The sequence below is a fragment of the Micromonospora sp. DT44 genome (assembly GCF_049841635.1).
Classification (GTDB): domain Bacteria; phylum Actinomycetota; class Actinomycetes; order Mycobacteriales; family Micromonosporaceae; genus Micromonospora.
The window spans coordinates 38223-65168 of sequence record NZ_JBNCKS010000011.1; the positions used below are offsets into that span (position 1 = coordinate 38223).

The following is a 26946-nucleotide window of genomic DNA, read 5'->3' on the forward strand; positions in this document are numbered from 1 at the left end:
CAAAGCAGGTAGACCTGAACGAAAGGATTCCCGGTGATGTCTGTGGAAGCCGCGGTCGAACCCACGTACGGCAACTGGCGGCGACCGCGTCGGGCCGGACTCGGCTCGCTCGGGCTGGTCGGTACGGTCGGCGTCTTCGGCGGCCTGGTCGTGGTGCTGTTCGCGTCGATGATCTCGCTCGGGGCGGCGATGGTGGTCGGCGTCCCCTTCATCGTCCTGCTGGCGCCCCTGGCGATCCGCACCCAGGACGGGCGCAATGTGTATCAGCTCATATCCCTGCGGATCGGTTGGTCACAGCGCAAGTCCCGGGGCGAGCACCTCTACGTCTCGGGCCCGCTGTCGGCGCGCCCCGGTGGTCGGTTCCGCCCGCCCGGCCTGCTCACCCGGGTGAGCGCGTTGGAGGGCCGCGACGGCTACGACCGCGCCTTCGGAGTGCTGCACCACAAGGGACGCAACCTCTACACCATCGTGCTGCGGTGTGAGCCGGACGGCGGCTCGCTGGTCGACCCGGACCAGGTCGACACGTGGGTGGCGCTCTGGGGCGAATGGCTGGCCCGGCTCGCCCACGAGCCGGCCCTGCGGGGCGCCTCGGTCATCGTCGAGACCGCCCCGGATCCGGGAACCCGGTTGGCGAACGAGATCCTGCCCCGCCTCGCCCCGGACGCGCCGGCCGCCGCTCGGGCCGTCATGGAGGAGGTGGTCGACGACTATCCGTCGGCCTCGTCCGAGATGAACTCCTACATCACGCTCACCTACGGCACGTCGGGCGGGCCACGACGCGACCCCGAGGACGTCGTCGCGGACCTGGCCGTGCGGGTGCCGAGTCTGCTGACCGGGCTGATCAGCGCGGGCGGCGGTGTGGCCGAGCCGTTGAGCGCCGAGCAGATCGCCGAGATGGTCCGGGTCGCCTACGACCCGGCCTGCGCCGCCGAGGTGCTCAACGTACGTGCCGAGCACGGCCACACCGGTCTGGAGTGGGAGGACGCGGGCCCGGTCGCGGCGGTGGAGTCGGTCGACGCGTACCACCACGACTCGGGTGTCTCCCGGACCTGGCTGCTGACGCTCGCGCCCCGGGGCACGGTGCGGGCCAGTGTGCTGCGCACGATGCTGGACGCCTCGGACGGGACCCGCCGCAAGCGGGTCGCCCTGCTCTACCGACCGCTCGATCCGGCGACGTCCGCACGGATCGTCGAGTCGGACCGGCGTACCGCGCAGTTCATGGCGACGTCCAAGCGCGGCATGGTGCAGGCCCGCGCCAGCGCCGAGGTGCGCGCCGCCGAGCAGGCCGCCGCCGAGGAGGCGACCGGGGCGGGGCTGGTGGAGTTCTCGTTGATGCTCACCATCACCGTCGACACCCCGGACCAGCTCGACGACGCGGCGGTGCTGGTCCGCAACATGACCGGTTCCAGCCGGATCGCGATGCGCGCCGCCAACCGTATGCAGGCCGCCGCGTTCAGTTGCACGCTCCCCGTCGGGATCCTGCCCTGGGAGCAGACCCTACTGCCGCACGAACTTCAGGAGGCGATGTGACAGACATCCTAGCGCGCTCCACCGGGACCGTTACCCGGGCGGTCGACCTCGGCGCCGGCTGGCCGGCCGGCCACTCGGGCGGGCAGACCGCTCTGACCGGAGTCACCGGCGACCTGGCCGAGGGCGCCCCGGTGATCCGAAGTCAGAAGCCCAGGAAACGTCCGGCCGTGCCGGAGTCGACGCGCGGTTGGGCGGGCCGGGGTGGAGGCCGGGTCGGCTATCTCGACTCGCCGACGATGTGGCGGGCGACCACCGTGCAGGCGTGCGGCCTGTGGCCGTTCTCCGCCGGCTCCGGTGCGCCGATGTCCGGCGTACCGATCGGACAGCACCTCTTCACGGGCGCCACGGTGTGCGGCGATCCGCTCTCCTGGTTCACCCGCGCCCGCTACATCTCGAACCCCTCCCTGTTCATGCTCGGCATGCCGGGCTTGGGGAAGTCCACTCTGATCAACCGGATGGCGGTCGGGCTGGCCGCCACCGGCGTGGTTCCGCTGGTGCTCGGCGACCTCAAGCCGGACTACGCCGACACGGTCCGCGCGCTCGGTGGCCAGGTGATCCCGGTCGGACGCGGGGTCGGCGGCATCAACGTGCTGGACCCGGGGGCGATGGGCATCGCCGCCGAGCGCATCGGCGGTTCGGCGGGCAAGGCGCTCGCCGCCGAGACACACGGCCGGGTGCTGAACATGGTGGCGGCGCTGCTGACCATCGTGCGGGGCCGGGCGCTGGACGACCACGAGCAGGCAGTGCTCTCTGCCTGCCTGCGTCACCTGCGGGACCGTACGCCGAGTAACCGCGCACCCCTCCTGCCCGACCTGCTGCGGGTGCTGGACGAGGGGCCGGACCGGGTCCGTGCGGTGACCCTCGATCGGGGGCAGGATACCCGCTACCGGGACGCGGTGGACCCGCTGCACCGGTCGTTGCTGGGCATCCTCGACGGGGCGCTGGGGGACACCTTCGGCTCGGAGACCTCCACCCGCATCGACCCGGACGCCCCGGCCGTGTGCATCGACATCTCCCGAATCGGTGAGGCGGACACCCAGCTCACCGCGGCGGCGATGCTCGCGGCCTGGTCCGACGGCCTGGGTACGGTGGCCGCCTCGCACGCCCTGGCGGACGCGGGGTTGGCGCCGCGCCGGTGGTTCTTCACCATCCTCGACGAGCTGTGGCGTCCGCTGCGGGCCGCCTCCGGTATCGTCGACCGGATCGACGCCCTGACCCGGCTCAACCGCTCGCTGGGCCTCGGCGACGCGAAGATCACCCACACTCTCAAGGACGCCGAGGCGCTGGGCACCGACGCGGATCGGGCGAAGGCGCGCGGCTTCGTGGAGCGGGCCGGGATCGTCGCCTGCGCCGGCCTGCCGATGGCCGAGATGCAGGAGCTGGGTCGGGTGGTGGGTATGTCCCGGCGGGAGATCGAGCTGGTCTCGTCGTGGTCGTCCCCGCCCGGCTGGGCGAGCACCGGCTCGAACGAGGAACCGCCCGGTCGCGGCCGTTTCCTGATCAAGGTCGGTGGACGTCCGGGCATCCCGATCCGGGTCACGATCACCGAGACCGAGCGGCGGCTGCACGACACGAACCTGCGCTGGGTGCAGAACGGGTACGCGCAGGAGCAGGCCGCCGAGCGGGCGGCGGCCCGGATGGTGGCCTTCGAGGCCGAGGCCGAACTGGGCAACCTGGCCATCCGTCCCGAGTTGGTGTCCGACGGCGAGGGGTGGTCGTCATGAGCCGCTCACCCGGTGGCCGTCCGCACGGCACCGACCTGATCTTCTGGGCCTTCACCGTGATGGTGCTCGCGAACGCGGGGATCTTCCTGGTGGCCTGGCTCGGCGGCACCCTCGGCGCTGTCGTGACCCTGCACGGTTGGCACCCGCCACCGGCGACGATGGACTCGTACGTCCTGCTGGTCTCCGGGCGGATCGACGTGCTGTGGCCGGGGGTCTCACCGATCGCGGTCTACGGCGGCATCGTGGTGTCGATGGCGCTGCTCGTCCTGTCCGCCGCGCTGGGCGTCCGCAAGGTCCTGGAGCTGCGGGCCCGTGGCAAGGGACTGGCCGGTACGCACGAGCTGGCGTCGCTCGCCCCGGCGGGGATCGCGGCCCGCGCCCGCGAGTTGCGCCCCTCGCTGGCGGGCATGCGGGACTTGCCGCCGGACGAGCGGGGCAACCTCCTGGGTGACCTGATGCCGAACGGGCCGGAGCTGCGCTCCTCCTATGAGGACGTGGAGCTGGACCTGATGGCGCCGCGCGCGGGCAAGTCGACCGGAATCGCCATCCCCCGGGTGCTCCGGGCCCGGGGCGCGGTGCTGCTCACCTCGAACAAGTCCGACGTGTACTCGGTGACCCGAGCCGAGCGGGAGCGGATCGGCACGGTCTGGACCTTCGACCCGCAGGGCATCGCGCACACACCGCGCGAGATGTGGTGGGACATGCTCGGCGGCTGCGTGACGATCGAGGGTGCGCGGCGGCTGGCCGGGCACTTCGTGGCGTCGGTCAACGACGACACGACCAAGAAGGACTTCTGGATAGCGGCCGCGCAGAACACGCTGACGGCGCTGTTCCTCGCCGCGGCTCGGGGCGGGGCCACCATCTCCGACCTGTTGGGCTGGCTCGCCGACCCGGCCGACCGTACGCCGATCGACCTGCTCCGCGATGCCGGGATGGGCGCGATGGCCGAGCAGTTGCAGGGGACGGTGCGCGGCGCGGTGGAGACCCGGGACGGCATCTACGAGACCTCGCGCCAGTGCGTGGCCTGCCTGCTCGACCCGGAGATCCTCGCCTGGGTGTCATATGACCCGGATCTGCCGGAGTTCCTGCCGGACCTGCACGTACTCGGTCGGGACACGCTCTACCTGCTCTCCAAGGACGGCGGCGGCTCGGCGGCCGGGGTGATCGCCGGCATCGCGGACGCCACGCTGCGGGCCGGCGTGGTTGCCGCGGAGCGGATGGGCGGGCGGTTGGACCCGCCGATGACGGCGGTGCTCGACGAGGCGGCGAACGTCTGCCGGATCTCCGACCTGCCCGACCTCTACTCCCACCTCGGCTCGCGGGGGATCAACGTCGTGACGCTGCTGCAGAGCTACCGGCAGGGGTCGCGGGTCTGGGGCGATGCGGGGATGGACGCGTTGTGGGGCGCCGCCACGATCAAGCTGCTCGGTGCGGGCCTGGACGACGCCGACTTCGTGGAGAAGGTCTCCAAGCTGGTGGGCCAGCACGACGTGAGCACGCTCAGTGTCTCGCGCAGCCGCGACGGTTCCTCGCGCTCCACCTCGTTCCGGCAGGAGAACATCCTGCCCCCGGACCGGATCCGCGCCATGCCGAAGGGGACCGCGCTGCTGCTGGCCACCGGCATCCGCCCAGCGGTGATCCGGTTGCGTCCCTGGTACAAGGAGCCTGACGCCGCCCGCATCTCCGCCGCCGCCAAGCGGGAGGTGGCCGCCATCACCGAGCGGGCCACCCGTAAGCAGTTCCCGAGCTCATTCGCGGTGCCGTCCGACTGACGATCAGTGTCGGAAAACCTCCAGATCCTCATGAACCCTGGCCAGGTGTGCCGCGTTGAGCGTGTATCCGGTTCCGCAAATGGTAGGAGGAAGAGCAGATGTCGGATCTTTACAATGAGTGGGCCTACTACAACCAGGACGGCAGCAACGCCAACGCGTACAGTGGCCGGAACTCGCCGACGGCCGCAGGGTCGAACAACTATGCGCAGTATGCTCAGTCGCAGGCAGCTGGATCGGACCCGAATCTGGGTCGGGCTGGCTACGGGCCGGGTGACGTCGTCGACTCCGACCGACTGAGAATTGACACGCAGTATGTGGACAACGGCACGCAGACGGACGGGCGAACGGTAAATGACTTCTACCCGAATATCAACCACGACTACCGGCTCATGGGAGGGGGGAACTCGCCAACATCCTCGGTAGCTGAACGGTCGGGTCTGGATCTCGATCGGAACCACAGCGACTACCGCGGGCTGGAAGCCGGCTTTCTCGCCGCGCTCGAGGGAAAGCCGGTCAGTATTGTGTCGACTGGTGACGGCAAGCTGGGTGTGGTTCCCGCTGCGGAGCCCGGGTCACATGCGCCTTCGCTGCAGGGCGGCGGGTCGAGCCTGGGTGTGGGTATGGCTTCGCAGCCCGGGTCTCATCAGCCCTCCCCGCAGGGCGCCGACTTCGATGCCAGCATCAGAGGGTTGGCTCCCTCCGATCAGTATCAGATTCAGGAAACCCCGGACCGCCGCAGTCAAGACCAAACGAGTGTGGTGCGGATCGATGCGGCTGGCCGAAAGCATTGGGCGACCTGGGAACAGGCCGCCCTGCTCGGGGCGGCCGTGGGATTCACGGGGGAGACTCTGGGAAGGGCGCTCGTCGCCCCTGCGGGTATTCTCGCCGGTGTAGCCGCAGCAAGCGTCCCGGATGTCGTGAACGGGCTTTGGGCCGCCAAAACTGAATTTTTGAAATACCAGAACGGGGGAAGGCCAAACTGGGACAGAGCGTTGAGTGGCCTCTCAAAGGCCATTGCGTTCGGCGCTACCGCTGGCATCCCTGCTCAGATGTACCGCGCATACCAACCAGGCGCGGGAGACCCGGACCAGGTCGTGTACGACGGGCCCCAGATGCGATGGGCGGCTCTTCCCGCCGGTATCGCTGCCGGAGGTGCCTTCGCGGCACTCGTGTTCGACAGGCGGGCGCGCGCGCAGGAGGTGAAGGAGGCAGGGGTCAATCAGCATCACGGTTTCGCCGGCCTGGAGTCGCAGAGCGCGGAGGGCCGGGATCGAGGGCGGGAAGACGTCTCGGGCGTCCACCGCCGCAAGGGTCAGGAGAGGGCGAAGGCCGCCGCTCCCGGATCGTGATGGTCGGGCTGAGCGTCGTCGAAGAAGAATGGTGAGGATTATCCGTGATAGACGAAATGCGGCATTCTGCGCCGGCCCGGGATGATGTTCCCGAGGCGGGGTCGCCGCCGGAAGTGCCTGCGTCCGAGAAGAAGAGCGAGCCGTTCTTCATTCTCTACCTCAACGGTCCAACCTACCTGGAGGAGCTGCGACGGCTGTCGCTGTGGGTGGAGAAGCTCCTGATCCCGGTGTACGGCGAGGAGGTGACATCCGGGGCGCCGTGGTGCCCGCGCTGGCACCAGCACACCGAGGCCGTCGCCTACTTTCACGGGCTGTGGCTGGCCTGGCAGGACAAGACCGGCCCAAAGGCCAGTCTCACCGGCCCCTCCGAGTGGCACCGGGACCACCTCGGCCCCACCATGACCGCGCTGCGCAACCCTTCGGGTCCCTTCGCGGGTTGCAAACCCGGGGCGCACCGCGCGAAGGAGCGCCCATATGTCGAACCAAACGGCCCCGAGAACTTCGGACCCTGACGCCGCACCCGCACCGGCCCGCCGGAATCGAACGGCGGGCCGGCCCGGCGTGGCGGACGTGCAACGACGGCTGGGGCGGATGGGCCTGGACTCCATCCGGCACTCCCACCGAGGCGTCGGTCGCGGGTGAGGTCGACCCTGGTCCAGGGCCGTCGATCCTGACCGGCGACAGCGCCCTGCCGCAGGCCAGGATCGACGTGCCTGGCGGCCGGTCAGGCCGGGACGTGCCCAGCAGTCCAGCACGCCGAGTGGCTGTGACAGGCGACGTACGCCTCAAGCGCGTCGTGCAGCGCGGCCCGGCGGGTGGCCGTGAGCCCGGCCGCGATGTTGTTGAGCTGGTGGGGGTCGGTGGTGCGGTTGTAGTACTCCCGCTCGCCGTTCGAGTACTCGACGTAGGTGTAGGTCGCCGTCCGCAGCGCCTCGTAGGTGATGGGGCTGCCGTTGCGTCGGTCCTGGGCGTCGGGGTCGTCGGCCGCCTGGTTGGGGCCTCGGTGCTCGATCAGCGCCCCGGTACGCCAGTTCGGCGCCGCTTCGCCCTGGGCGAGGGGCAGCAGGTTGCGCCCGTCGACGTACGTCCCGACGTCCGCGCCGCCGATGCGTTGGAAGGTCGGCGCCAGGTCGATGTTCTGGACGATCTCGGCCCGCTGCGAACCGGGGACGACACCGGGCCCGGCGACAACCAGCGGGACCCGCACGTCGGTGTCGAAGGCGGTCTGCTTGCCGCCGGTCAACCGGTACTCGCCCATGTGGAAGCCGTTGTCCGAGCTGAACACGACGTACGTGTCGTTGGCGATGCCGCTGCTGGTGAGCTGGGCGCGCAGGTTTCCGATCAGCCGGTCGACGGCCTGGACGGACTGGGCACGCTTGCGGAAGTTCGTGTCCAGGTTGCTCTTCTCCTGCGCGGTCAACGGCCCGTTGCCGGCCAGCCAGGACGGCGGGTTGGCGGGCAGCCGGTCGTACGCCGCGGTGCGCGGGGCGGTGAGCCCGGGGAAGTCGTCGAGGTCCTGGTTGGCCGGGGTGAACGGGCTGTGCGGGGCGAAGGTGGAGACCTCCAGCAGGAACGGCGTGTTGGCGGCCGCCGCGCGCTGGATGAAGTCCCTGCCCTTGCGGGACAGCACGTTGGTCAGGTAGTCGGCGGGTTGACTGCCGTAGTGGACGACGGTGTGGTTCTCGTTGAGGTCGTAGTTGTACTCGGGGTACCCGTTGCCCGCCACGTACCACTCGGACCAGCCGGGCGGGACGTACGTCTGCGACCCGCCCTGCGTGTCCGCCGGCTGGTAGCCGTTGAGGTACTTGCCGATGAACCCGGTCCGGTAGCCGCTGCCCTGCAACGCCGTCGCGAAGGTCCGGTTCTCGTTGCCCCGGCCCTTGAAGACCGCGAACCCACCGTCGGCGCCACCGTTGGTGAACACGCCGGTGTCGTGCGGGAACTGGCCGGTCAGGATCGAGGAGCGGGACGGGCAGCACAGCGAGTCGGTCACCGTGTAGTTGGTGAAGGTGGCGCCCTCGTTCTGTAGTTGCCGTACCTGCGGCAGGTACTGCACGAGGTTCCACGCGAGATCGTCGACGAGCACGAAAATGATGTTGGGGCTGGCGGTGGCGGCGGACGCCGGAGCCGGCTCGGCCCCGCGCGCCGGTGTCCACGCGGCGAGCAGGCTGAGCGCGGCCACGAGGGTGGCGGCGACGAGACGTCGATGGGTGATGACCATGCCGTCAAGCCTCGTCAAAATTTATCAGCATCTATTCAACAGGTGGTGATGATCCGATCAACACCGTGCCGCGTCCCGCTCCGGCGCGCCCTGACTAGCATGCCCTCGTGATCGAAGAATTGATCAGGCGCGCTGCCGCCGAGGACGACGACGCCATCGAGAAGCTGGGCGTGATCGCCGACGCCGATCCGCAGAGCCTGACCCCGTACCTGGGCCCTGCTCGATGCCGACGTGCTGTGACCCGCGAGAGTGTACCGGGCGGCGGACGACGACGTGGTACGCCGCATCATCGAGCGGATCGACGGCGGGCGCACGCCGGACCGGCTCAACCATCTGCTCGTCATCCTCGCGCACACCGCGCACCCGCTCGCCGAGAGCGCCATGCGTCGCTGGTCGACGATCCGTGGCTTCGCGGCGCCATATCGGCATTGCACGGCGCGTTTCTGCAACCCGGCGACGAATTGCGGGCGGAGACGCTGCTGCCTCTGCTCACCGACAGTGTGCGTGCCCGCCTGGGGGAGCGGATCGTCCTGCCGGACGCCGATCCCACGGCGGCCTACCTGCTTCGCGACCTGATCGAGCAGCACGTTACCGACGGGGTCTCGCTGTACGAGGCTGGTCGGCTGCTGCACTTCGACCCCTCGTACCTGGTCCGGGCGTTCAGCCGCGAGTTCGGCATGTCGCCGTACCGCTACCTGACCTCCCGGCGGGTCGACGAGGCGCGACGCCTGATCCTGGACGGGCACCCCCTGGACCGGGTCGCCACGAGCAGCGGCTTCTACGATCAGCCGCATCTGGCCCGCCACTTCAAGCGGATCCTCGGCGTCAGCCCGGGCGTCTTCGCCCGCACGGCTGGGCTCGCCGCAGCGTCGACGTAGTTGCGGGAAGCGCCGTCCTGGCACGTGCCGCAGCAGTCACGTCAACTTCGTACAAGACCCCTGAAGTGCCCAGGCCACATGATCGAGCCATGCAGCCTGAACCAGCGCCCGTGCGCTTTGACACCAAGATTGCCGTGCTACTCCGCGACGACGTGCTTCCCTGGCAGCGCCTGAACATCACGGCGTTCCTGGTCAGTGGATTGGGGACGGTGGTGCCCGAGGTGATTGGCGAGCCGTACGAGGACGCGGACGGCGCGCGGTACCTGCCCATGTTCCGCCAGCCCGTCCTGGTCTTTCAGGGCGACCGGGATGTGCTGCGGTTGGCGCACCAGCGGGCCATCAGCCGGGACCTTCCTATATCGGTGTTCACGTCCGAGTTGTTCGGCACGGCCAACGACCGGGACAACCGGTCCGCCGTGCGGGCGGTACCCACCGAGAAGCTCGACCTCGTCGGGCTGGCGGTCTACGGCCCGCGCAACGCGGTGGACAGGGTGCTGAAAGGCGCCGACATGCACCCCTGACCGGTGGTCGCCGGCGACGGGATCCTTCCCTGGTCAGGCACTAGATCATGCGACGCCGTACCCGCCACACCGCCACACCGGTCAGGACCCCCGCAACCGCGACGAACAGCGCAGCCTCGATGAGCTGGAACGTCCAGAACCGGTCCGCGCTCCAACTCGTGCAGGACGTGGGAGGAGAACAGGACGGTCACTCCGCCTTCGGCCACCGCGCCAATGAGGACCTGGAGGAACTCGTGCCGGGCCAGCGGGTCGAGGCTGGCCACCGGCTCGTCGAGGACGAGCAGGTCCGGCCGCTTCGCCAGGGCCAAAGCCGACACGAACTCGGCCGCTGTCACGCCACGTCCTCATTCCTGGTCTGCTGGTGGACGGACGTGAAGAGCGCGTCGACCGCCTGCTCGTCGAGGCCGGCCGCGTAGGCGCGGCGCAGCCAGGTCGCCGCGCCGCAGCGACGTGTACGTCGATGCCGACATCACGGCCGACTGCTGCGCGTCGACGAACGTGCCCTGGCCGGGCCGGCCGGTGACCAGGCTCTCCTGTTCCATCTGCCGGTACGCCTTGGCGACCGTGTTCGGATTGATCGCCAGGTCCTCGACCACCTCCGGATGAGCGGGAGGCGGTCACCGGGTTGGAGGTTCGCCACCTGGGAGGCGTGGCACGCCCACTTCGGCGTTCCGGAGGACGAGTGGGACGACGGCGCCCTCATCGAGGACCCGGGTGGCGTCCGGCCCAGCATCTCGTTCCCGAAGGTGCCGGAGCCGAAGGTCGTCAAGAACCGTATGCACGTCGACATCCAGGTCGGCGGTGGCCGGGGCGAGCCGTTCGACGTGCGGTGGCCGCGCGTCCAGGCGGTGGTCGACAAGCTGGTGGCCGCGGGCGGATCCGTGCTCGGGGTGGACGCACCGGACGGTACGCCCGACCACGTGACGATGGCCGACCCGGAGGGGAACGAGTTCGACGTCCTCTAGGACGTCGACGTCCTCAGATGGAGGACTTCGACGCACGCCGCGACGAGCGGGCGTCAGCCGTCGCCGTGCTGCCGTTCCCGCTCTGCCAGAGCAGCCGCTGCCCGGTCCAGGTCGTGGTGAGGAAACACCGGGATGCCCGGGCGGCGCAACGCCTCCACCGCGACGCCACGCCCAGGGACGGCTGGCGGGCGCGGCACCGGGAATCCGACGGCCAGTTCTGGACACAGCGACACGAGGCACCCCTCAGAAGCCCAGCGCTGCCAGATCGGAGAGGCGACCGGGCCGAGCCGGTGCCGGTCCGATGGTAGTGCGGCCTCAGTTCCAGCCTCTTCCAGCCCGAGTCCACGCCTCCTGGTCTACCGGCCGAGGACCCTGTTGTAGCCACGTGAGAATGCGCTGGGCGTGTTCCTCGGGGGTCTCGGCGGATGACTCCAGGCGGAGGGCCTCATCGAAGTACGGGAACGCGTCGGCCCGCTCGCGAACGAGCGCTTCGTCGAGATCCGTGGCTTGGTGACGTTCCCGGAATCGGCTCACGGCCTCGTCGGGCGTTACGAAGAACTCGACGACCCAGAGCGATGCGGAGGAGCCGGCCAACGCTGTCAGGAGACTGGCACGCTGTTCACGCCGAGCGTAGGTGCACTCGAGGACCACCGTCTCTCCCTGATCCACAAACATGCGGGCGAGGAGGTGCGCAGCGTCGTAGGCGCGCAGCCGATCGTCACGATTTCGATCGGACCCAGGGAACAGGAGTTCGAAGAGGGTGTCGACCTCCAGGTGGATCCGACCGTGACCCGGGGAGGACCGCTCGGCGGCCAGAACCGCCCCTGCCGTGGTCTTGCCCGAGCACGGAGGGCCCGAGAGCAAGACGATCCCGTTGCTGGTCATTCCCCTCACGTCTGTGATGTTGAGGACGCTCCTTCCGAACGGACCAGGTCTGGAAGCGCCCGAAAGTCTATCCACCTGGATCTGCCGCAGTTCGGTCGCCAGCCCTCGTCCAGCGATCAAACCTCGTGAGTAAGGGAACCGAGTCGTCGGGCCGCCGTTGTCCAGTTTCACGGATGCCTCGCGCCCTGAACTCTGCGGCTTGGCTCGGAGCCCTTTGGCGTCCCTGGCGGTGGTGCCGGTCAGCCGACGGATGGGGCGAGCACCGATTCGCACCACTGGCGGAAGGTCGTCCCCAGGCCTCCGTCGTGGGCGGGTGGGTAGACGCCCGCCGTCTGCGCCTCGGCCATCTCGATCATGGCGTCGACGACCGCCGGGCTCGCTCCGGACGATGCGTACCGGGCGCGGTAGTCGGCGAGGGTGGCCTGCTGGTAGGTGACCGGCCGGCGGAGGGTCTCGGAGATGATCTGCGCCATCTCGCGCGGGGTGTGGTCGACGGGTTCGCGCACGGGCACGTCCTGGTGGCCGGTCCAGGTGGTGTCGGTGAGCAGGCTGGTGGCCGTGCGGGCGATGTCGGTGGTGGCTACCGCCGCGAGCGGCGCGTCAGGGTCGGCGGTGAGCACGAACATCCCCTGGCTCCTGATGAGGTCGACCTGGTGCAGCAGGTTCTCCATGAAGAACGCCGCCTGGAGCGAACGGTAGGCGGCGCCGCTGGACTCCAGCGTGTCGTCCATCGCCCAGGCCGCCGAGAGCAGCCCGGCCGGGCCGTCGAATCCGCGGCCGAGCGAGGAGACGGCCACGACGCGGGGTACGGCGTGCGCACGTACCGCCTCCGCGATGGGGCGCGCGAAGCCGAGGTAGTGCTCGGTGACGTCCGGGGCGCCGAAGTTCGGTGGTACGAGCACGAAGAGCGCCGTGGCGTCGGTCAGCGCGGTCGTGAGCACGGCGGGGTCGGCGTGGGAGCCGACGATCACGTCGGCGTGCTCGCGAAGGGTCTCGGGCAGGCGGGAGGGGTCGCGGGCGATCAGGCACAGCGGTGCGCCGGCGGCGTGCAGGGACTCGGCGACAGCCGCGCCGATCGTGCCCGTGGGAGTCGTGATGACGATCATGGTTCCCATCGTCGCGCCGGTGATCGCGGACGAGAAGGACCAGTTCGGACGGCATTATTATCCTCAGGGTATGAATCTCGTGGAGTCCCGGCCGCTGCGTTACTTCGTGGCCGTCGCCGAGGAGCTCAACTTCAGCCGGGCCGCCGAGCGGCTCGGCATCGCCGCACCGGCCCTGTCGCGCGCGATCTCCGGGCTCGAGGCGGATCTCGGCGTCCGTCTCCTTGAGCGCACCACCCGAAGCGTCGCGCTCACCGACGTGGGCGCGGTGTTTCTCGCCGACGCGCGGGCAGCGCTCGTCGCGCTCGACGCCGCCACCCGACGCGCCCGGCGAGCCGCGGGTGTGCCCGGAGGCAAGCTGGTGGTCGCGGTGAAGGCCGACGTCGAGGGCGGCCTGCTCGAGGACGTGCTCGCGGCGTACCAGGCGGAGCACGCCGCCGTGCCGATCGAGGTCATGTTCACCGGCTGGCGCGAGCAGCCGGCCCTGTTGCGCGCGGGCGAGGCCGACGTGGCGATCGTCATCGAGCCGTTCGACGCCGATGGTCTGGACGTCGAGCCGCTGCTGTGCGAGCCACAGGTGCTGGCGCTACCGGCCGGGCATCCGCTCGCCGGACGGCCCCGGCTGCGGATGGCCGACATCGAGACCGGGCACCAACGGACTGTTCCCGGCGCCCACGTCTACCTACGACGCGGCGAGCAGGCGCCACCGTTCGGGGACATGGTGCAGATGCTGCGTCAGATCGAACTCGGGCGGATGCTCGCGCTGCTCCCGGTCTCGCTCGCCGAGCGCAACGCCCGCCCGCAGCTCACCTGGCGGCCGGTCGACGACGCGCCGGAGGCCGCCTTCTCAGTGGCGTGGCCGCAGAACTCGCACTCGCTCGCGGTCGCCGCGTTCGTCCGGGTGGCCACCGCGATCTCGGCCCGCCGCCGGACCAGCCGGCTGCCGGACGCCGCGGAGACCGCCTGAGTACCTGTGCGGTCAACCAGCGTGACGCGACGCCGCGCCGTCAGCGGCGGCGGCGGGCGTCGGCCTCGGCGTCGAGCAGGCTGTTCAGGGTCAGCGCCGTGTTGATCAGCGACAGGTGGCTGAAGGCCTGGGGGTAGTTGCCGATCTGCTCACCGGTCGCGGCGATCTCCTCGGCGTAGAGGCCGAGGTGGTTGCTGAAGGTGAACATCTTCTCGAACGTGAGTCGGGCGTCGTCGAGGCGGCCGGACCGGGCCAGCGCCTCGACGTACCAGAAGGTGCACATGTTGAAGGTGCCCTCGTGGCCCGGCAGTCCGTCGGGGGAGTGGACCGGGTCGTACCGGTGGACGAGGCTGTCGGAGACGAGTTCGCGTTCGATCGCGTTCAGGGTGGACAGCCACAGCGGGTCGCTCGGCGTGACGAATCCGACCGCCGGCATGGCCAGCAGCGCGGCATCGAGCACGTTCTCGTCGTACGCCTGCACGAAACTGCCGCGATCCTGGTGGTATCCGCGGGCCATGACCTGGTTGTAGATGCGGTTGCGTTGTTCGGTCCAGCAGGTCAGGTCGCCGGGGCGGCCGGTGCGGTTGGCCAGGCGGATGGCCCGGTCCAGCGCCACCCAGGACATCACCCGCCCGAACGTGTAGTTACGGGGGTGGTGCCGGCTCTCCCAGATGCCGGCGTCGCGCTGGTCCCAGTTGTGACAGAGCCAGTCGACGAGCCGGACGGTGCTCTTCCACACCTGGTGTGAGACGCGGATGCCCTGCTCGTCGGCGAGGTGCATGGCGTAGAGCGCCTCGCCGTGGATGTCGAGCTGAAGCTGGTCGGCGGCGCCGTTGCCGATCCGCACCGGCCGGGAGCCGCGGTAGCCCTCCAGGTGGTCGAGCACCTCCTCGTGCAGGTCGGAGGAGCCATCCACCCGGTACATGATCTTCAGCGGGTCCTGGTGTTCGCTGGCCGTGCGGATGCGCTCGTCCAACCAGTCCATGTAGCGGCTGACCTCCTCGGTGAAGCCGAGGCCGAGCAGCGCGTGCACCGAGAAGGACGTGTCGCGTACCCAGGTGTAGCGGTAGTCCCAGTTGCGGGACCCGCCGACCAGCTCGGGCAGGGCGGCGGTGGGCGCGGCGATCATCGCGCCGGTCGGCGCGTACGTCATGAGTTTCAGCGTGATGGCGGAGCGCTCGACCATCTCCCGCCAGCGGCCGGTGTAGCTGGAGCGTTCCAGCCAGCGCCGCCAGTAGTCCCGCGTCCACTCGAACATGCCCTGGATCTCCTCGGGCGGGAAGATCCGCGGTTCGGTGGCGCCCGTCTCCAGGACCACGCCGCCGACGTCGCCCTCGTTCAGGGTGCCGTACGCGACGAGGTCGCCGTCCTCAAGGCGGACGTCGCCGCGTTCGTGGATCAGCCGCCGAATGGGGTCGACGGGGTTGAACGTCAGCGTCGCGGACCGGCTGCGAAAGACGTAGCCGTTGGGGTGGATTTCCAGCTGGTGCTCCTCCCGCGCGAAGTCGAAGCGCGGCCGGCACTCCACCCGGAAGCGCATGCTGCCGCGGACCATGGTGACGATGCGGACCAGCCGGTGCGCGTCGGTGGCCCGCTCACCGGTGACCGGCATGAAGTCCATGACCTCGGCCACCCCGTCGGCGCTGATGAACCGGGTGATCAGGATGGGTGTGCCGGGGAGGTAGAGCTGTTTGGTCACGTACCGCACGTCGTGCGGCGCGATCCGGAAGTAGCCGCCCTTGTCCTTGTCGAGCAGCGCGGCGAAGATGCTCGGCGAGTCGAAGCGCGGCGCGCAGAACCAGTCGACGGTGCCGTCGCACGTCACCAGCGCGGCGGTCTGCAGGTCACCAATGAGTCCGTGATCTTCGATCGCCGGATAGTTGTCCACGTTTCTCCCCGGTTCGGCCGCGTCCTGCGCATCGAACTTAAGGGGGATTTGTCGAAGTTAGGGGATATTCACGTTGAACCACCCTGTCGCGTACCCCCGACGGCACATCCCCCTCGGCGGGCCGCTCGTTGGTGCGACGAGGGCGGACGGAGGGGGACGATGTCGGGGAAACGCGGTGCGGACCTCCTGCGCCCTCCGGACAGCGCTGGGCGCGCCACGTTCCTGGAGCTCTTCTTCGACCTCGCCTTCGTGGTGGCACTCACGCGGGTCTCGCAGCGCTTCGTCGAGCTGGACGGCGACACGGGGTGGGAACTCGTCGATGGGCTCGGTCGTACCCTGCTGCTGTTCCTGGCGCTCTGGCTGGTCTGGTCGCACACCACCTGGATCACCAGCCGCTACGAGCCCGAGAGCGCGATCATCCAGGCCGTGGTGGTCGGCACGATGTTCGCCGGCCTGGTCATGGCGGTCACCCTGCCCCGGGCCATGGAGGAGCGGGCGCTCCCGTTCGTGGTCGCGTACCTGCTGGTGATGGTGGTCCGGCCGCTGGTGATCGCGGCCGCGCTGCGGGGCCATCCCCGGCGGCTGGTCGCGTTCCGGCTCTCCGCGTGGGCTGCGCTGAGCGCGCCGATCTGGCTGGTCGGCGCGCTCGGCCCGGAGCGACTGCGCCTGCCGCTGTGGGCCGTCGCCGTCGGCGTCGACTACCTCGCCTGGTTCCTGGGGTGGCCGCTGCCGCGCCTGGGCGCCGCGGCGGTGGCGCACTGGCGGATCGCCGGTACGCATCTCGCCGACCGCTACCAGCAGATGTTCCTCATCGCGCTCGGCGAGTCGATCCTGGTGATCGGCGTGGAGTTCAGCGGCCAGGACTACTCCGCGGGTCGAGCGGCCGCCTTCACGGTCGCCTTCGTCACCACCGCGCTGATCTGGCGGATCTACTTCCACCGCGCCGGTCTGCTGCTGACCGAGGCGCTGGGTGGGGCGGGCCAGCCCGCTCGCCTGGGTACGGCGTTGGAGCGGACGCACCTGCTCATCCTGCTCAGCGTGCTCCTCACCTCGGTCGGCTACGAACTGGTGATCGGCGACCCGTTCGGCGCGCCCCGGCCGGCGTGGCTGCTGTTCGTGGTGGGTGGTCCGGCGCTCTTCCTCGTCGCGCGGTTGCGGTTGGAGTACGAGGTGTTCGGCCAGATCTCCCGATCGCGGACGATCGGATTCGTGGTCCTGCTGCTGGTCACGCCGGCGTTGACCCGCTGGCCGCCGATGGTCGGTCTGTGTGCGGTGGCCGGGGTGCTGACCCTGGTCGCGGTCCTCGACGCGCTGGGCAGTCGGCGGCACCCGCCACAGGTCCCCACCCCGCCGGTCGGGCGGGAGTTGCCCGGCAGCCGCGACTTCGAGGCGTGACGGCTCGGCCTTGCCGCGAAGACGGCGCAGGGGTGGGCGACGCGGAGGCGGGCGGTCGAGTCGACCGCCCGCCCGTTGTCGTCAACTCAACGTGAAGGTCACGTCGTCGACGTCGAAGGCCGTGACGCCGTTGCCGGCCGTCTCGCTGCTCAGGAAACTCGCCGTCGCGGTGCGCTCGACCGCCGCCGTCCCGCTCGACATGCCGTACTCCCGCCACTGCGCACCGCCGTCGAAGGCCAGCGAGAACCTCGTCTTCGGGGGAATGCCGGTGACCGCCAGCCCGACGTTCAGGTAGTCACCGCGGGTGGTTTCCGTGGTGCTGGTGCGGACCCAGAAACGGACCGTCAGGTTGCAGTTGGCCGGCACGGTGACGGTCGTGCGCAGCAGGTCGCTACGCGTCACGTCCAGGCCGGCGAAGGTGGCGTACGCGCGACCGGTGTGGGCCGGCCGGGTCTCGTCGCCGAGCACGACCACGCGGGGGCCGGCCGTCCAGCCGTCGGCGCCGCGCTCGAACGACGGGTTGGGGTGAACCTGCCCGGCGCAGGGCGCGGCGGGTGCCGGTGGTGCGTCGGATGCGCCTCGTGCGTCGGATGCGCCTCGTGGGGCGGATGCGCCTCGTGGGGCGGATGCGCCTGGTGGGGCGGATGCGCCTCGTGCGGCGGATGCGCCTCGTGCGGCGGATGCGCCTCGTGCGGCGGATGCGCCGCCCGAGACCAGGAGCAGCAGGGCTGCGGCGGTGGTGGCGATTGCCTTCATCGGTCCTCCTCGAATCATAGAAGGTTGCCGATATCTGACCTTCCGTTACGGGGGCCGCCACGTCAAGCCGTTCCCGACCCTGGCGGCCTCGGCGCCAACCAGCCGCTGATCAGCGCGGGCCGAGCTGGCTGATCTCGTACCCCTGGGGGTAGGTCCGAGCCCTGATGCCGTCGGCGAACAGCGGCGTGGCCCGGGGCGCCCCGAACCACCGCTGCCACCGGGCGCGTGTCCGCAACGCGAGGCGCAGGCCGGCCCGGACCGGCCACGGCGGCGTGTCGACCCGTGTCGCGCGCCGCAGCGGCTCGTCGTACATGGCGCTGACCAGTGCGTTCCCCAGTGGCGCGAGCGGGCGGGGGAGGCGGGCGAGCATCAGCATGCGGGTGGCCCGCTCGATGGCCGCCGCGTCGTCGTTGGGCAGCAGGTGGGCGGCGTCGTGGGCGTCGAACCAGGTCTCGAACTCCTCGAACGACCCGGGGATGTCCGTGATGCCCATCCGACGGCCGAGCTCTCGGTAGAACAGGTAGGTGGCCTGCCGCTCGTGGCAGCAGGGCGGACGCCAGCCGTAGGCGCGCAGCCACCGAATCGGGATCACGACGAGGCAGCCCAGGACGTAGCGGAAGTCGTCGTTGCCGATGTCGTACGGACGGTGGATCTGGTTGACCCGCCGGAGGGCGTCACGGCCCCGGGGCTGGTCGAAGCCGTTGAGGACCATCTCGTACATCAGCAGGCCGGTGTCGTCGATGCGCTTCTGGGTGCGGTCGGTCAGCTCGCCCGTGGTGGTGTGCACGGCGGCGATGGCCGGGACCGAGAAGGACCTGTTGAACGCCAGGTTGAGGCCCAGCTTGAGGTCCCAGGGGAACTCGTATCGCAGCATCGTCTGGTAGATGTCCAGGTAGTCGCGCTGCGGGTCCAGCGTGCGGATCCGCTCCAGGTTGTCGTAACGGCCCTTCATCGGCGCGCGTCTCCTGCCGTCGGGTGCGGTGTGGCGGCGTCGAGCGTCCGGGCCACCACCGGTGATCGGGCGTAGGCGTCGGTGACGAGCGTCAGCCACGCCACCTCGCCGGCATAGCCACCGTCCGGGCGGTGCAGCTCGTCGGCGGGCTGCGGGTCCGCGGCCATCTGGCCGGCCCGATGTCGCCGCAGCGCGCAGGCCAGGTGCGCGGCCTCGATCGCCGCCTGCCGCTCGGTGGTGCCGAGGCCGGCGCCTTCGGCGAACCGGTCGGCCAGCGCCGTCACCCCCACCTCGGTGTACGGGCGCAGCGCCAGGCGGCCGTCGCGGATCTCGGCGACCCGACGGGTGAGCGCGTAGTCGCTGTCGCGCAGGGCCGCGAACCGGCGGCGCAGGGTGGGGTCGAGTTCCAGCTCGGGAAGGGCCGCGACGAGGTCCCGCCAGAGCGGTTCGAGTCGCCGGTACGAGTGGAAGTCCTCCCACCGTTGGCCGATCTTGAGCGTGGGTCCCCACGCCGGCATGGTGAGGCCGATCGTGATGAGCAATGCGCCGATGGTCACCAGCACCGCCGCGATCTGCCGCTCGCCGGTCGGCCGGTAGCCGGCCCAGTAGGCGACGAGGTAGACGATCTTGTTGGTGCTGTAGAGCAGCGCGACGGCTGCGCCCACGGCCGTGATGCGCAGGCCGCGGCGCAGCCAGGGGCGTCCGCAGATCTTCGCGAAGCCCCAGCACAGCCGGGTGATGTCGAAGCAGTAGGCGAAGAAGCCGAGCAGCAGGAAGATCAGCAGGTAGGCGGTGACGACGGGGTCGGTCGCGTACTCGACGGTCAGCCGCACCGGCTCGTCGTACGTGAGGGTGACGGCGAACAGGCCGAACATGACGAGGAACGCGCACGCGGTGACCCAGCCCCAGCGGCGGGCACGGACGGCGGCCGTCGCCGGGGGCAGCGCGAAGTGCAGCAGCATGATCTCGGCGTTCGCCGAGATGGTCAGGGCCCCGGCGTGCGCCATCACCTTGGCGAGGTTGGGCAGGCCCGACACCTCGTCGATCGCGCTCGCGACGGGCGGGATGGCGACCGTGATCCCGGCGGCGAACGCACCGAGGCCCGCGCAGATCGCGCGGCGGGCCCGGCTCGGATGGCGGCGCTGCAACCGCACCATGTACACGAACGCGACCCAACCGGATGCCGCGCACACGGTGTAGAGGACGGTGTCCATTCCCGCGCTACCAGTGGGGGTGTTCGAGGGAGTGCCGCAGCCGGCCGTACAACTCGGCGTCCTGCCCGTCGACAGGTGCCTCGTCCGCGTCACCGCGCCCGCTGCGGACCCGCCGCAGCAGCAGTGAGCCGATCATCTCGGCCTCGCGCTCCTCGGCCGCGGCGTAGTTGCTGCGGCCGAGACTGCGCCGCACGAGTTGCGGGTCGAGGTCGGGCAGCAGCAGCCGGGAGGCGTCCGCGTCCAGCACCTCGGTCGCCTGGTGCCCGGCGAGCAGGTGACCCAGCTCGTGGCCGATGATCAGCAGTTGGTGCAGCGGCGAGGTGTCCTGTTCGTAGAAGATCGCGTCGAAGTCGTTCGTCGGCACGCACATCCCGCACACCGTCTGCGCCGGCAGCGCGATCGGTACCAGGTGAATGGGCCGGCCGCGCCGCTCACCGAGGACGTCGCACAGCCTCCGGACGTCGAAGGGGTCCGGCATCTCCAGCTCGGCGACGATGCGTTCGCAGCGTCGGCGTAGGCGATGCAACCTCACGTCGGTGTTCCCCCACTCGTCGGTGTGCTCCCACCGCAGGATCTGCACTGCCACCCGCTACCGACGATCGTCGGACGCGGTCGTGCCGGTGCCCTCTGCCACGGCCCGTAGCCGGGCCACCATCTGTTCGACGAGCCGCGTGTCGGTCGCGGAGAGGCCGTTGTCGGCGAGCACCTGCCGCAGCGCCACCCGCTTGACGTCCATCCGCCGCAGTTCGCTGAGCAACGTGATCTGGTCCTGGATCCGTCGTGCCGCCGCGTCGTCCACGAAGTAGCCCGAGTTGACACCGAAGGCGGCGGCCAGGGCGCGTACGTGCGAGGTACGGGGATCGCTCGCCACGCCACGACGCAGCTCGCCGATGTAGGCGGCGCTGATCGTCACGCCCGTCTCGGCCGCCGCTTCGTTGATCTTGTCGGCGATCTCCCGATTGGTGTACCTGCGCCCGGGCTCGTCGGAGTCGCCGAGTTCGTCAGGCGTGGGACGGATCTTGTCGAACAGGTACTCCAGCCGTGCTGCCAACGTGTCGAGGGGCGGCAACTCCCGCTCCGTGCGACGACCGTCCACCATGCCCTTCACCCTCCGGCGACCTGAACGACAGTGTCGCAGATGTGCCCCGTCGCGAAACAGACGTTGACACGCACACGGAACGTGAGCGTAAGCTCGCTCCTGTTCGGAGCAACACACGTTGAGCGTGAACCCGTTGTGCTCAACGTGTGTTGCGCGACAGGCCGATCGGGCCGGTCCGGGCCGAACCTGGGGGGGGAAGCGGGGAGGAATCCGCTCCGCGAGGAGCACAACGGGGGATTCCTCCCACGGCCCGACCCGGTCGTGCCGGTCCTTCTGGTCAGCCCGCTACCACCTACCTCAGTACGGGTAGCCCGGAACGTTGAGCCGGACGCTGTACAGGCCGGAGTCGTTCCGTGGGCCCGAGGTGATGAACAGGGTCTGCCGGTCGGAGCCACCGAAGGCGACGTTGGTCGTCCCGGTGAAGCCGGACCGGATCGTGCCCAACTGGACGCCCGTGGGGGAGTAGACGTGGACGAGGGAGTCCCCGCCGGAGGTCCAGTACACGTTGCCGGCGCAGTCGATCGTGCCGCCGTCCGGGCCGCCGATGTAGTTCACGAAGACGCTCCGCGCGCCGGTGCTGCCATCGGGCTGGACGGCGTACTTGTAGATCTTGTTCTCGGAGTAGGCGCCCACGTACAGCGTGCTTCCGTCCGGTGAGAGCGAAATGCCGTTGGGCTGGCGCAGTTGGTCGTCCACCAGCGACACCTGCCCGTTGACGACGCGGAAGACGCTGGTGCGCCCGTTCATCTGGTCCGGGCGGTTGCCGCGCTGGAAGTTGGGGTCGGTGAAGTAGGTGACGCCGTCCGAGCGGACCGCGACGTCGTTGGGTGAGTTGAACGCCCGACCCTGGTAGTTCGTCGCGACGGTGCTGCGGGCCCGGTCATTCAGCCGGTACGCGGACACGTTGCGCTGGTCGTGGGTGGCCGCCACGAGCTGCTGGCCGTCGGCGCTGAGCGCGATGCCGTTGCTGCCGGCGTTCGAGATGAACGTGTCGAACGCCGACGGCGGCGTGAACCTGCGGATCGTGGACGGCTGCACGTTGTACGGCCCGGTGCCGGCGGCCATGTCGGAGAAGAGGAGGTAGCCGCCGTCGGCGACCCAGACTGGCCCTTCGAGGAACGAGAAGCCGCCCTGGATGCGGGGCGCCGTCACCGAACTGGACGGCAGTGGCGAGCCGTAGCTGGCCCCCGTCGGGCAGGCGCCGGGCGGCGTGCCGGGCGGGCCGGCGAGCCTGGCGTACGCGCCGGCCTGGGCGGTCGCCGACGGTCGGGCGGCGGCGGGAACGGGTGCCGCGCTGACCGCGAGGCAGAGCCCGGCCAGGATGGCGATGGTGGGACGCCGGTTCATCGGGTGCTCCAATCGGCGTCGACGGGTCGCGCGGACCGGCCGACGGTGTCGAGGGCGCGTGCGGGCGCGGTGCGGCCCGCCCGCCTGGGCTATTCCAGGTGGAAGGTGGCGGAGCTTCGCTCGGCGCTCGTACCGACCGCCTCCAGGTAGAGCAGACCGTCGCGGTGGCGCACGTAGCGGCCCGGGTAGTTCTGTGACTCCAGCGAGATACCGGCGCTGTCGGCCAGGCCGGGCCGGCGTTGGAAACTCGCATCGCTGGCGAAGATCGACGACCCGTCGTTCGCTGCGATGGACAGGGCGAATCCGTAGTGGCGCAGGTAGTAGCCCGGGTAGTTGGTCGACTCCAACGAAACGCTCCCGCCGCCGGCCAGGCCGTTGACGATGCGGAACTGGGAGTCGGCCAGGTTGGTCACGTTCGGCTCGACCCGTGCCCGGTAGTCGTAGTGCCGGACGTAGCTGGTCGTCAGGTCGTGCGACCGCAGCCGGACCGGGGTTGCCCCGTCGGGCACGGGGATGCCGAAGTTGGGGGTGCCGTCGGCGTTCCAGTACAGCTTCTGGAGGCGGGTCCGCCGGTTGGGGTCGTTCAGGGGGTCGCCGCTGATGTCGCGGTAGTTCCGGTCGTGGTAGACGAGGATGTCACTCTGCGCGTCCTCGGAGACGGTGAACGAGTTGTGGCCGGGGCCGTACTGGCCGGTGGCCGCGCTGGTGGCGAAGACCGGATTGGGGCTCTTGCTCCAGGAGGCCGCGTCGAGCAGGTTCGCGGTGGTCGAGGCGCTGAGCATCCCGAGGCAGTAGTTGGCGTCGGTGGCGCTGGCCGAGTAGGTCAGGAAGAGACGCCCGTTGCGCTGGACCACGGCGGGTCCCTCGGCAACCCGGTAGCCGCGGGTCTCCCAGGCGTACGTCGGTACGACGAGCCGGGTCACGGTGCCCGTGATCTGCCACGGGTTGGCGCCCATCCGGGCGAGGTAGACGTTCGAGTTGGTGGAGATGCCCGGCTCCTGCTGCGCCCAGGTCAGGTAGCGCACCCCGTTGGCCACGAAGGTCGAGGCGTCCAGGCTGAAGGTGTCCCAGGGCGTCGTGATCTGGCCGCGTTCGGTCCAGCCTCCGGTGAGTGGGTTCGCGTTGGCGGTCTCCAGCACGTACATCCGGATGCGCCACACGTCGTCGGTCCGGCCGGCGGCGAAGTAGACGTACCAGCGGTTGTTGATGAAGTGGATCTCCGGGGCCCAGATGTGGGCGCCCATCTCTCCGCTGGTGTGCCGGCTCCAGATCGTGGTCTCCGCCGCCGTCGCCAGCCCCTGCAGCGTGGTCGCGCGGCGCAGGACGATCCGGTCGTACTGCGGCACGGTCGCGGTCAGGTAGTAGTAGCCGTCGGTGTGCCGGAAGATGTGCGGGTCGGCCCGCTGGCTGACCAGCGGGTTGGTGTAGTTCACGGCGGGCGCGGCCTGCGCGGGCCCCGCCACGGGCAGCCCGGCCGACACGGCGAGCACCACCAGCATCGCGGCCAGGACCGACCGTCGGCGGCGGAGGACGCCGGGACCTGCGGCCCTCTGGTCAAGTGGCAGCGGCATCTGTCCTCCGTGAGCTGTGTACGCGGCGCCGGCCAACCTGCGGCACCCGCGGGAGGCGGGGAACGCTCGCGGGCAAGGTGTGTGACGGGAGTGTTGCGCCCCGGTAACGGGCCCAGTGTTGGCGCTAACATCGACGAGTGTCAAGGTCTTCCGGTAGTTCGGCGGGCCGGCCGAGCGGCGGGCCGGCGCCTGCGGCCGTGTGACGCTCCAGCCGCAGCATGTTTCGCCGTTGTGGCGCGGGTACTCAGGCGCACCGGTGCAGCCGGTGGAGAACGAGCGTCGCGAGCGAGGGAGCGTCTGTCATGTCCGATCCGCAGCCCACCGTCGTCCTGGTGCACGGCGCGTTCGCCGAGTCGGCGAGCTGGAACGGCGTGATCGAGCGGCTGGGCGACGCGTACAACGTCGTGGCCGCCGCCAACCCGCTGCGCAGCGTCGCGGGCGACGCCGCGTACGTGCGGGACGTGGTACGGGGGATCGGCGGACCGGTCGTGCTCGTCGGCCACTCGTACGGCGGCATGGTGATCACGCAGGCCGCGGCGGGCGACACGTCGGTGCGGGCCCTCGTGTACGTCAACGCGTTCGCTCCGGACACCGGCGAGTCGGCGCTGTCGCTCTCCGGAAAGTTCCCCGGCAGCACGCTCGCTGACACGCTCGTGCAGTACCCGGTGTCCACCGGCGGCAACGAGGTGGCGATCGGCCAGGCTGCTTACCACGCCCAGTTCTGCGCCGACGTGTCGGACGACCTCGCCGCGCTGATGGCCCGCACCCAGCGGCCCATCACCGAGCAGGCCCTGGGCGACGGGCTCACCGGCGAACCCGCCTGGCGGTCCCTGCCGAGCTGGTTCGTGTTCGGGGACGCCGACAAGAACATCCCGGTCGCCGCGCACCGCTTCATGGCCGAGCGGGCCGCGCCGCGCGGGCAGCGCGAGGTCGTCGGCGGGTCGCACGCGATGGCGGCGGCCCGGCCGGGCGAGGCCGCCGAGTCGATCATCGAGGCCGTCCGCGCCTGACGCGACCGCCGGCGGCTCGACGCGGCCGTGCTGCGCTGGCTCCTCGACCGCTGCGACCGCGATCGCATCCGCGTCCGGTTGAACGTGCTGCGCGGCAGCCCGGCCCGGCGGCTGTACGAGCGGCACGGGTTCACCCTCGAGACCGAGGACCCGATCGACGTGTTCATGGTGCGCGAGCCGACCCGGGCCGGGCCGGCTGACTGATCACGCGCGACCGGTCGTCTCCCGGTACGCCGCGGCTATCCCGGCCAGGCCCCGCCCCAGTTCCGGACCGCGTACCCCGGCGTAGCCGAGGACCAGCGCCGGCGGACGGTCGTCCGGCCGGAGGGCGTAGAAGCGGCCACCGCGGACCAGCACCGAGCGACGTCGGGCCGCGTGCACCACGGCCTCTTCCGCGTACCTGGTCGGCAGCAGCAGGTACGCCTGGAGTCCGCCGTTCGCGCCGAGGAGGGTGAGGTCGGGCAGGCGCTCGGCGACGAAGTCGCGGACCGCCTGCCGGCGCTTCTGCACGTCCGCGCCGAGTCGGCGCAGGTGCCGGTCGAAGGCGCCGGTGTCGATCAGCCGGGCGAAGGCGAGCTGTTCCAGGCCGGAGCAGCCGATGTCCCAACTGGCGCGGATCCGCTCGACCGGCGCGGTCAGGTCGGCGGGGATGGCCAGCCAGCCGAGGCGCAGCGCCGGCGTGAGGACCTTGCTGGCGCTGCCGGCGTAGACCACCCGGTCGGGCGCGAGGCTCTGCACCGCCGGCAACCGGTGCGCCGGGGCGACGAGGGCGGCGTCGAAGTCGTCCTCGATGACGTAGCCGTCGACCTTCTTCGCCCAGGCCACGAGCTGTGCCCGGCGTCGTGCGGTGAGCGTGACGCCGGTCGGGAACTGGCTGGCCGGGGTGACCAGCACGGCACGGACGCCGCTCGCGTCCAGCGCGTCCACCCGGATGCCGTCGGAGTCCACCGGGATGCCCACCGGACGCAGGCCGGCCTCGGCGACGAACTCCCATTCGCCCGGGTGCCCCGGATCCTCCACCCCGAGCGTGTCGTGGCCACGGTCGCGCAACACGCGGCAGAGCAACGCGAGCCCTTGCGCGAAGCCGGACGTGACCATGAGGCGCTCCGGCCGGGTCCGTACCCCACGCACCCGGCCCAGGTAGCCGGCGAGGGTGTGCCGCACGACCGGCAGCCCGGACGGCGGGGCGTAGCCCAGCTCGCGACGTCCGGCCGAGGTGACCACCGCGCTGACCGCCCGGATCCAGTCCTGGCGGGGGAACGTCGAGTCGTGCGCGCTGCCGGTGCGCAGGTCGCAGACCGCCGGGGCGGGCGCGTGGTCGTCCGGGGTGAGCGCCGAGGCGACGTCGGCGCGTGCCGCCGCCGCCACGGAGGTGCCCGAGCCGTGCTGGGAGACGAGGTACCCCTCGGCACAGAGTTGTTCGTACGCCTCGACGACCACACTGCGGGACACGCCGAGGTCGGCGGCGAGCTGCCGGCTCGACGGCACCCGGGTGCCGGGGCGCAGCGCGCCCTCCTCGATCTGCCTGCGGAATGCGTTACGGAGCTGCACTGCCAGCGTTCCACGCGATTGCCCATCTATTGGCAGGCTTAGATTAAGGGACAAGTGGTCCGCTCCGAGATCGCCGAAGTGGTATGGACAGCGTGATCCGTGCCTGTGGAAAGTGTTGGTCGGGTGCGCAACCGCCCGGTGGCCGGCGAATCAGGGCGTATGTTCCGAGCGTGTCCAATGCGGACGCCCTGACGCCGGCACAGGGTGGTCGTGCGAAGTCCTTTCGCCTGGGGGAAGGGTCCGACCTG

Annotated in this window: 25 protein-coding genes and 1 pseudogene; 12 read left to right on the plus strand and 14 right to left on the minus strand. The window is 70.4% G+C overall.

The annotated features are described in order from the left end of the window. Window positions 1–36 precede the first annotated feature (36 nt). From ACLQ25_RS08650 to ACLQ25_RS08670, 5 genes are all read left to right on the plus strand, one after another. Complete coding sequence (locus ACLQ25_RS08650; protein WP_425730374.1) at window positions 37–1530, plus strand: SCO6880 family protein; 1494 nt, start codon at window positions 37–39, stop codon at window positions 1528–1530. Beyond that, a complete protein-coding gene (locus ACLQ25_RS08655; protein ID WP_425730375.1) occupies window positions 1527–3254 on the plus strand; it encodes an ATP/GTP-binding protein in 1728 nt (575 codons plus the stop codon). Before ACLQ25_RS08650 ends, ACLQ25_RS08655 begins: the two co-directional genes overlap by 4 nt. Next, a complete protein-coding gene (locus tag ACLQ25_RS08660; protein WP_425730376.1) occupies window positions 3251–5026 on the plus strand; it encodes a type IV secretory system conjugative DNA transfer family protein in 1776 nt (591 codons plus the stop codon). Before ACLQ25_RS08655 ends, ACLQ25_RS08660 begins: the two co-directional genes overlap by 4 nt. A 98-nt stretch (window positions 5027–5124) precedes the next feature. After that, window positions 5125–6375 (plus strand): hypothetical protein, encoded by a 1251-nt coding sequence (locus ACLQ25_RS08665; protein ID WP_425730377.1) that lies wholly within the window; start codon window positions 5125–5127, stop codon window positions 6373–6375. A 113-nt stretch (window positions 6376–6488) separates the two neighbouring features. Next, on the plus strand, window positions 6489–6887 hold the full coding sequence (locus ACLQ25_RS08670; protein ID WP_425730378.1) for a DUF4913 domain-containing protein: 399 nt from the start codon (window positions 6489–6491) through the stop codon (window positions 6885–6887). A 212-nt stretch (window positions 6888–7099) separates the two neighbouring features. Here the strand turns inward: ACLQ25_RS08670 and ACLQ25_RS08675 are convergent, their stop codons facing one another. Next, the gene (locus ACLQ25_RS08675; protein WP_425730379.1) at window positions 7100–8596 is read right to left on the minus strand and encodes a sulfatase family protein; all 1497 of its coding nucleotides are present in this window, start codon (window positions 8594–8596) and stop codon (window positions 7100–7102) included. 428 nt (window positions 8597–9024) lie between these two features. Between ACLQ25_RS08675 and ACLQ25_RS08680 the strand changes: the two genes are divergently transcribed. Continuing rightward, complete coding sequence (locus ACLQ25_RS08680) at window positions 9025–9474, plus strand: helix-turn-helix transcriptional regulator (protein WP_425730380.1); 450 nt, start codon at window positions 9025–9027, stop codon at window positions 9472–9474. An 89-nt stretch (window positions 9475–9563) separates the two neighbouring features. Continuing rightward, window positions 9564–9995 (plus strand): DUF2000 family protein, encoded by a 432-nt coding sequence (locus tag ACLQ25_RS08685; RefSeq protein ID WP_425730381.1) that lies wholly within the window; start codon window positions 9564–9566, stop codon window positions 9993–9995. 146 nt (window positions 9996–10141) lie between these two features. Here ACLQ25_RS08685 and ACLQ25_RS08690 read toward each other — a convergent pair. After that, a pseudogene (locus ACLQ25_RS08690) lies at window positions 10142–10312 on the minus strand (AAA family ATPase); the annotation flags it as partial. A 27-nt stretch (window positions 10313–10339) separates the two neighbouring features. After that, window positions 10340–10591 carry a hypothetical protein gene (locus tag ACLQ25_RS08695; protein WP_425730382.1) on the minus strand — a complete coding sequence of 84 codons (252 nt, stop codon included), beginning with the start codon at window positions 10589–10591 and terminating at the stop codon, window positions 10340–10342. A 6-nt stretch (window positions 10592–10597) separates the two neighbouring features. Here ACLQ25_RS08695 and ACLQ25_RS08700 point away from each other — a divergent pair, with 6 nt between their 5' ends. Beyond that, a complete protein-coding gene (locus ACLQ25_RS08700; RefSeq protein ID WP_425730383.1) occupies window positions 10598–10960 on the plus strand; it encodes a VOC family protein in 363 nt (120 codons plus the stop codon). Between the two features lie 315 nt (window positions 10961–11275). On the opposite strand, the gene ACLQ25_RS08705 is transcribed toward ACLQ25_RS08700, so the two are convergent. Then, window positions 11276–12016 carry an AAA family ATPase gene (locus tag ACLQ25_RS08705; protein ID WP_425730384.1) on the minus strand — a complete coding sequence of 247 codons (741 nt, stop codon included), beginning with the start codon at window positions 12014–12016 and terminating at the stop codon, window positions 11276–11278. 68 nt (window positions 12017–12084) lie between these two features. Continuing rightward, entirely contained in the window at window positions 12085–12951 is an 867-nt protein-coding gene (locus ACLQ25_RS08710; RefSeq protein WP_425730385.1) for an NAD(P)H-binding protein, read from the minus strand. A gap of 70 nt (window positions 12952–13021) precedes the next feature. Between ACLQ25_RS08710 and ACLQ25_RS08715 the strand changes: the two genes are divergently transcribed. After that, on the plus strand, window positions 13022–13915 hold the full coding sequence (locus tag ACLQ25_RS08715) for a LysR family transcriptional regulator (protein ID WP_425730386.1): 894 nt from the start codon (window positions 13022–13024) through the stop codon (window positions 13913–13915). Between the two features lie 40 nt (window positions 13916–13955). Here the strand turns inward: ACLQ25_RS08715 and ACLQ25_RS08720 are convergent, their stop codons facing one another. Further along, window positions 13956–15803, minus strand: a complete 1848-nt coding sequence (locus ACLQ25_RS08720) for a glycoside hydrolase family 15 protein (RefSeq protein WP_425730387.1) — start codon at window positions 15801–15803, stop codon at window positions 13956–13958. A 159-nt stretch (window positions 15804–15962) separates the two neighbouring features. Here ACLQ25_RS08720 and ACLQ25_RS08725 point away from each other — a divergent pair, with 159 nt between their 5' ends. Then, a complete protein-coding gene (locus tag ACLQ25_RS08725) occupies window positions 15963–17198 on the plus strand; it encodes a low temperature requirement protein A (protein WP_425730388.1) in 1236 nt (411 codons plus the stop codon). A gap of 81 nt (window positions 17199–17279) precedes the next feature. Here ACLQ25_RS08725 and ACLQ25_RS08730 read toward each other — a convergent pair whose 3' ends face one another. From ACLQ25_RS08730 to ACLQ25_RS08760, 7 genes are all read right to left on the minus strand, one after another. Then, window positions 17280–17672, minus strand: coding sequence for a hypothetical protein (locus tag ACLQ25_RS08730; protein WP_425730389.1), 393 nt, complete (start codon window positions 17670–17672; stop codon window positions 17280–17282). A 391-nt stretch (window positions 17673–18063) separates the two neighbouring features. Further along, window positions 18064–18906 carry an oxygenase MpaB family protein gene (locus ACLQ25_RS08735; RefSeq protein ID WP_425730390.1) on the minus strand — a complete coding sequence of 281 codons (843 nt, stop codon included), beginning with the start codon at window positions 18904–18906 and terminating at the stop codon, window positions 18064–18066. Further along, window positions 18903–20120 (minus strand): MAB_1171c family putative transporter, encoded by a 1218-nt coding sequence (locus tag ACLQ25_RS08740; protein WP_425730391.1) that lies wholly within the window; start codon window positions 20118–20120, stop codon window positions 18903–18905. Before ACLQ25_RS08740 ends, ACLQ25_RS08735 begins: the two co-directional genes overlap by 4 nt. A 7-nt stretch (window positions 20121–20127) precedes the next feature. Continuing rightward, window positions 20128–20706 carry a hypothetical protein gene (locus ACLQ25_RS08745; RefSeq protein WP_425730392.1) on the minus strand — a complete coding sequence of 193 codons (579 nt, stop codon included), beginning with the start codon at window positions 20704–20706 and terminating at the stop codon, window positions 20128–20130. A 3-nt stretch (window positions 20707–20709) separates the two neighbouring features. Then, entirely contained in the window at window positions 20710–21219 is a 510-nt protein-coding gene (locus ACLQ25_RS08750; protein ID WP_396799714.1) for a hypothetical protein, read from the minus strand. A gap of 297 nt (window positions 21220–21516) precedes the next feature. Then, a complete protein-coding gene (locus ACLQ25_RS08755; protein WP_425730393.1) occupies window positions 21517–22566 on the minus strand; it encodes an SMP-30/gluconolactonase/LRE family protein in 1050 nt (349 codons plus the stop codon). An 89-nt stretch (window positions 22567–22655) separates the two neighbouring features. After that, window positions 22656–24137, minus strand: a complete 1482-nt coding sequence (locus ACLQ25_RS08760) for a family 43 glycosylhydrolase (protein ID WP_425730394.1) — start codon at window positions 24135–24137, stop codon at window positions 22656–22658. A gap of 302 nt (window positions 24138–24439) precedes the next feature. Between ACLQ25_RS08760 and ACLQ25_RS08765 the strand changes: the two genes are divergently transcribed. Continuing rightward, complete coding sequence (locus ACLQ25_RS08765; RefSeq protein WP_425730395.1) at window positions 24440–25147, plus strand: alpha/beta fold hydrolase; 708 nt, start codon at window positions 24440–24442, stop codon at window positions 25145–25147. Window positions 25148–25174: 27 nt separating this feature from the next. Beyond that, the gene (locus ACLQ25_RS08770) at window positions 25175–25351 is read left to right on the plus strand and encodes a hypothetical protein (protein ID WP_425730396.1); all 177 of its coding nucleotides are present in this window, start codon (window positions 25175–25177) and stop codon (window positions 25349–25351) included. Here the strand turns inward: ACLQ25_RS08770 and ACLQ25_RS08775 are convergent, their stop codons facing one another. Beyond that, window positions 25352–26698 (minus strand): PLP-dependent aminotransferase family protein, encoded by a 1347-nt coding sequence (locus tag ACLQ25_RS08775; protein WP_425730397.1) that lies wholly within the window; start codon window positions 26696–26698, stop codon window positions 25352–25354. It abuts the gene before it with no gap. Between the last annotated feature and the right edge of the window lie 248 nt (window positions 26699–26946).

What these genes read in the sequence shown, in the direction of transcription:
- ACLQ25_RS08650 (WP_425730374.1), top strand. Translation starts at nt 37, where the DNA reads ATGTCTGTGGAAGCCGCGGTCGAACCCACGTACGGCAACTGGCGGCGA.
- ACLQ25_RS08660 (WP_425730376.1), top strand. Translation starts at nt 3,251, where the DNA reads ATGAGCCGCTCACCCGGTGGCCGTCCGCACGGCACCGACCTGATCTTC.
- ACLQ25_RS08665 (WP_425730377.1), top strand. Translation starts at nt 5,125, where the DNA reads ATGTCGGATCTTTACAATGAGTGGGCCTACTACAACCAGGACGGCAGC.
- ACLQ25_RS08675 (WP_425730379.1), bottom strand. Translation starts at nt 8,596, where the DNA reads ATGGTCATCACCCATCGACGTCTCGTCGCCGCCACCCTCGTGGCCGCG.
- ACLQ25_RS08685 (WP_425730381.1), top strand. Translation starts at nt 9,564, where the DNA reads ATGCAGCCTGAACCAGCGCCCGTGCGCTTTGACACCAAGATTGCCGTG.
- ACLQ25_RS08700 (WP_425730383.1), top strand. Translation starts at nt 10,598, where the DNA reads ATGAGCGGGAGGCGGTCACCGGGTTGGAGGTTCGCCACCTGGGAGGCG.
- ACLQ25_RS08710 (WP_425730385.1), bottom strand. Translation starts at nt 12,951, where the DNA reads ATGATCGTCATCACGACTCCCACGGGCACGATCGGCGCGGCTGTCGCC.
- ACLQ25_RS08715 (WP_425730386.1), top strand. Translation starts at nt 13,022, where the DNA reads ATGAATCTCGTGGAGTCCCGGCCGCTGCGTTACTTCGTGGCCGTCGCC.
- ACLQ25_RS08725 (WP_425730388.1), top strand. Translation starts at nt 15,963, where the DNA reads ATGTCGGGGAAACGCGGTGCGGACCTCCTGCGCCCTCCGGACAGCGCT.
- ACLQ25_RS08735 (WP_425730390.1), bottom strand. Translation starts at nt 18,906, where the DNA reads ATGAAGGGCCGTTACGACAACCTGGAGCGGATCCGCACGCTGGACCCG.
- ACLQ25_RS08740 (WP_425730391.1), bottom strand. Translation starts at nt 20,120, where the DNA reads ATGGACACCGTCCTCTACACCGTGTGCGCGGCATCCGGTTGGGTCGCG.
- ACLQ25_RS08750 (WP_396799714.1), bottom strand. Translation starts at nt 21,219, where the DNA reads ATGGTGGACGGTCGTCGCACGGAGCGGGAGTTGCCGCCCCTCGACACG.
- ACLQ25_RS08755 (WP_425730393.1), bottom strand. Translation starts at nt 22,566, where the DNA reads ATGAACCGGCGTCCCACCATCGCCATCCTGGCCGGGCTCTGCCTCGCG.
- ACLQ25_RS08760 (WP_425730394.1), bottom strand. Translation starts at nt 24,137, where the DNA reads ATGCCGCTGCCACTTGACCAGAGGGCCGCAGGTCCCGGCGTCCTCCGC.
- ACLQ25_RS08765 (WP_425730395.1), top strand. Translation starts at nt 24,440, where the DNA reads ATGTCCGATCCGCAGCCCACCGTCGTCCTGGTGCACGGCGCGTTCGCC.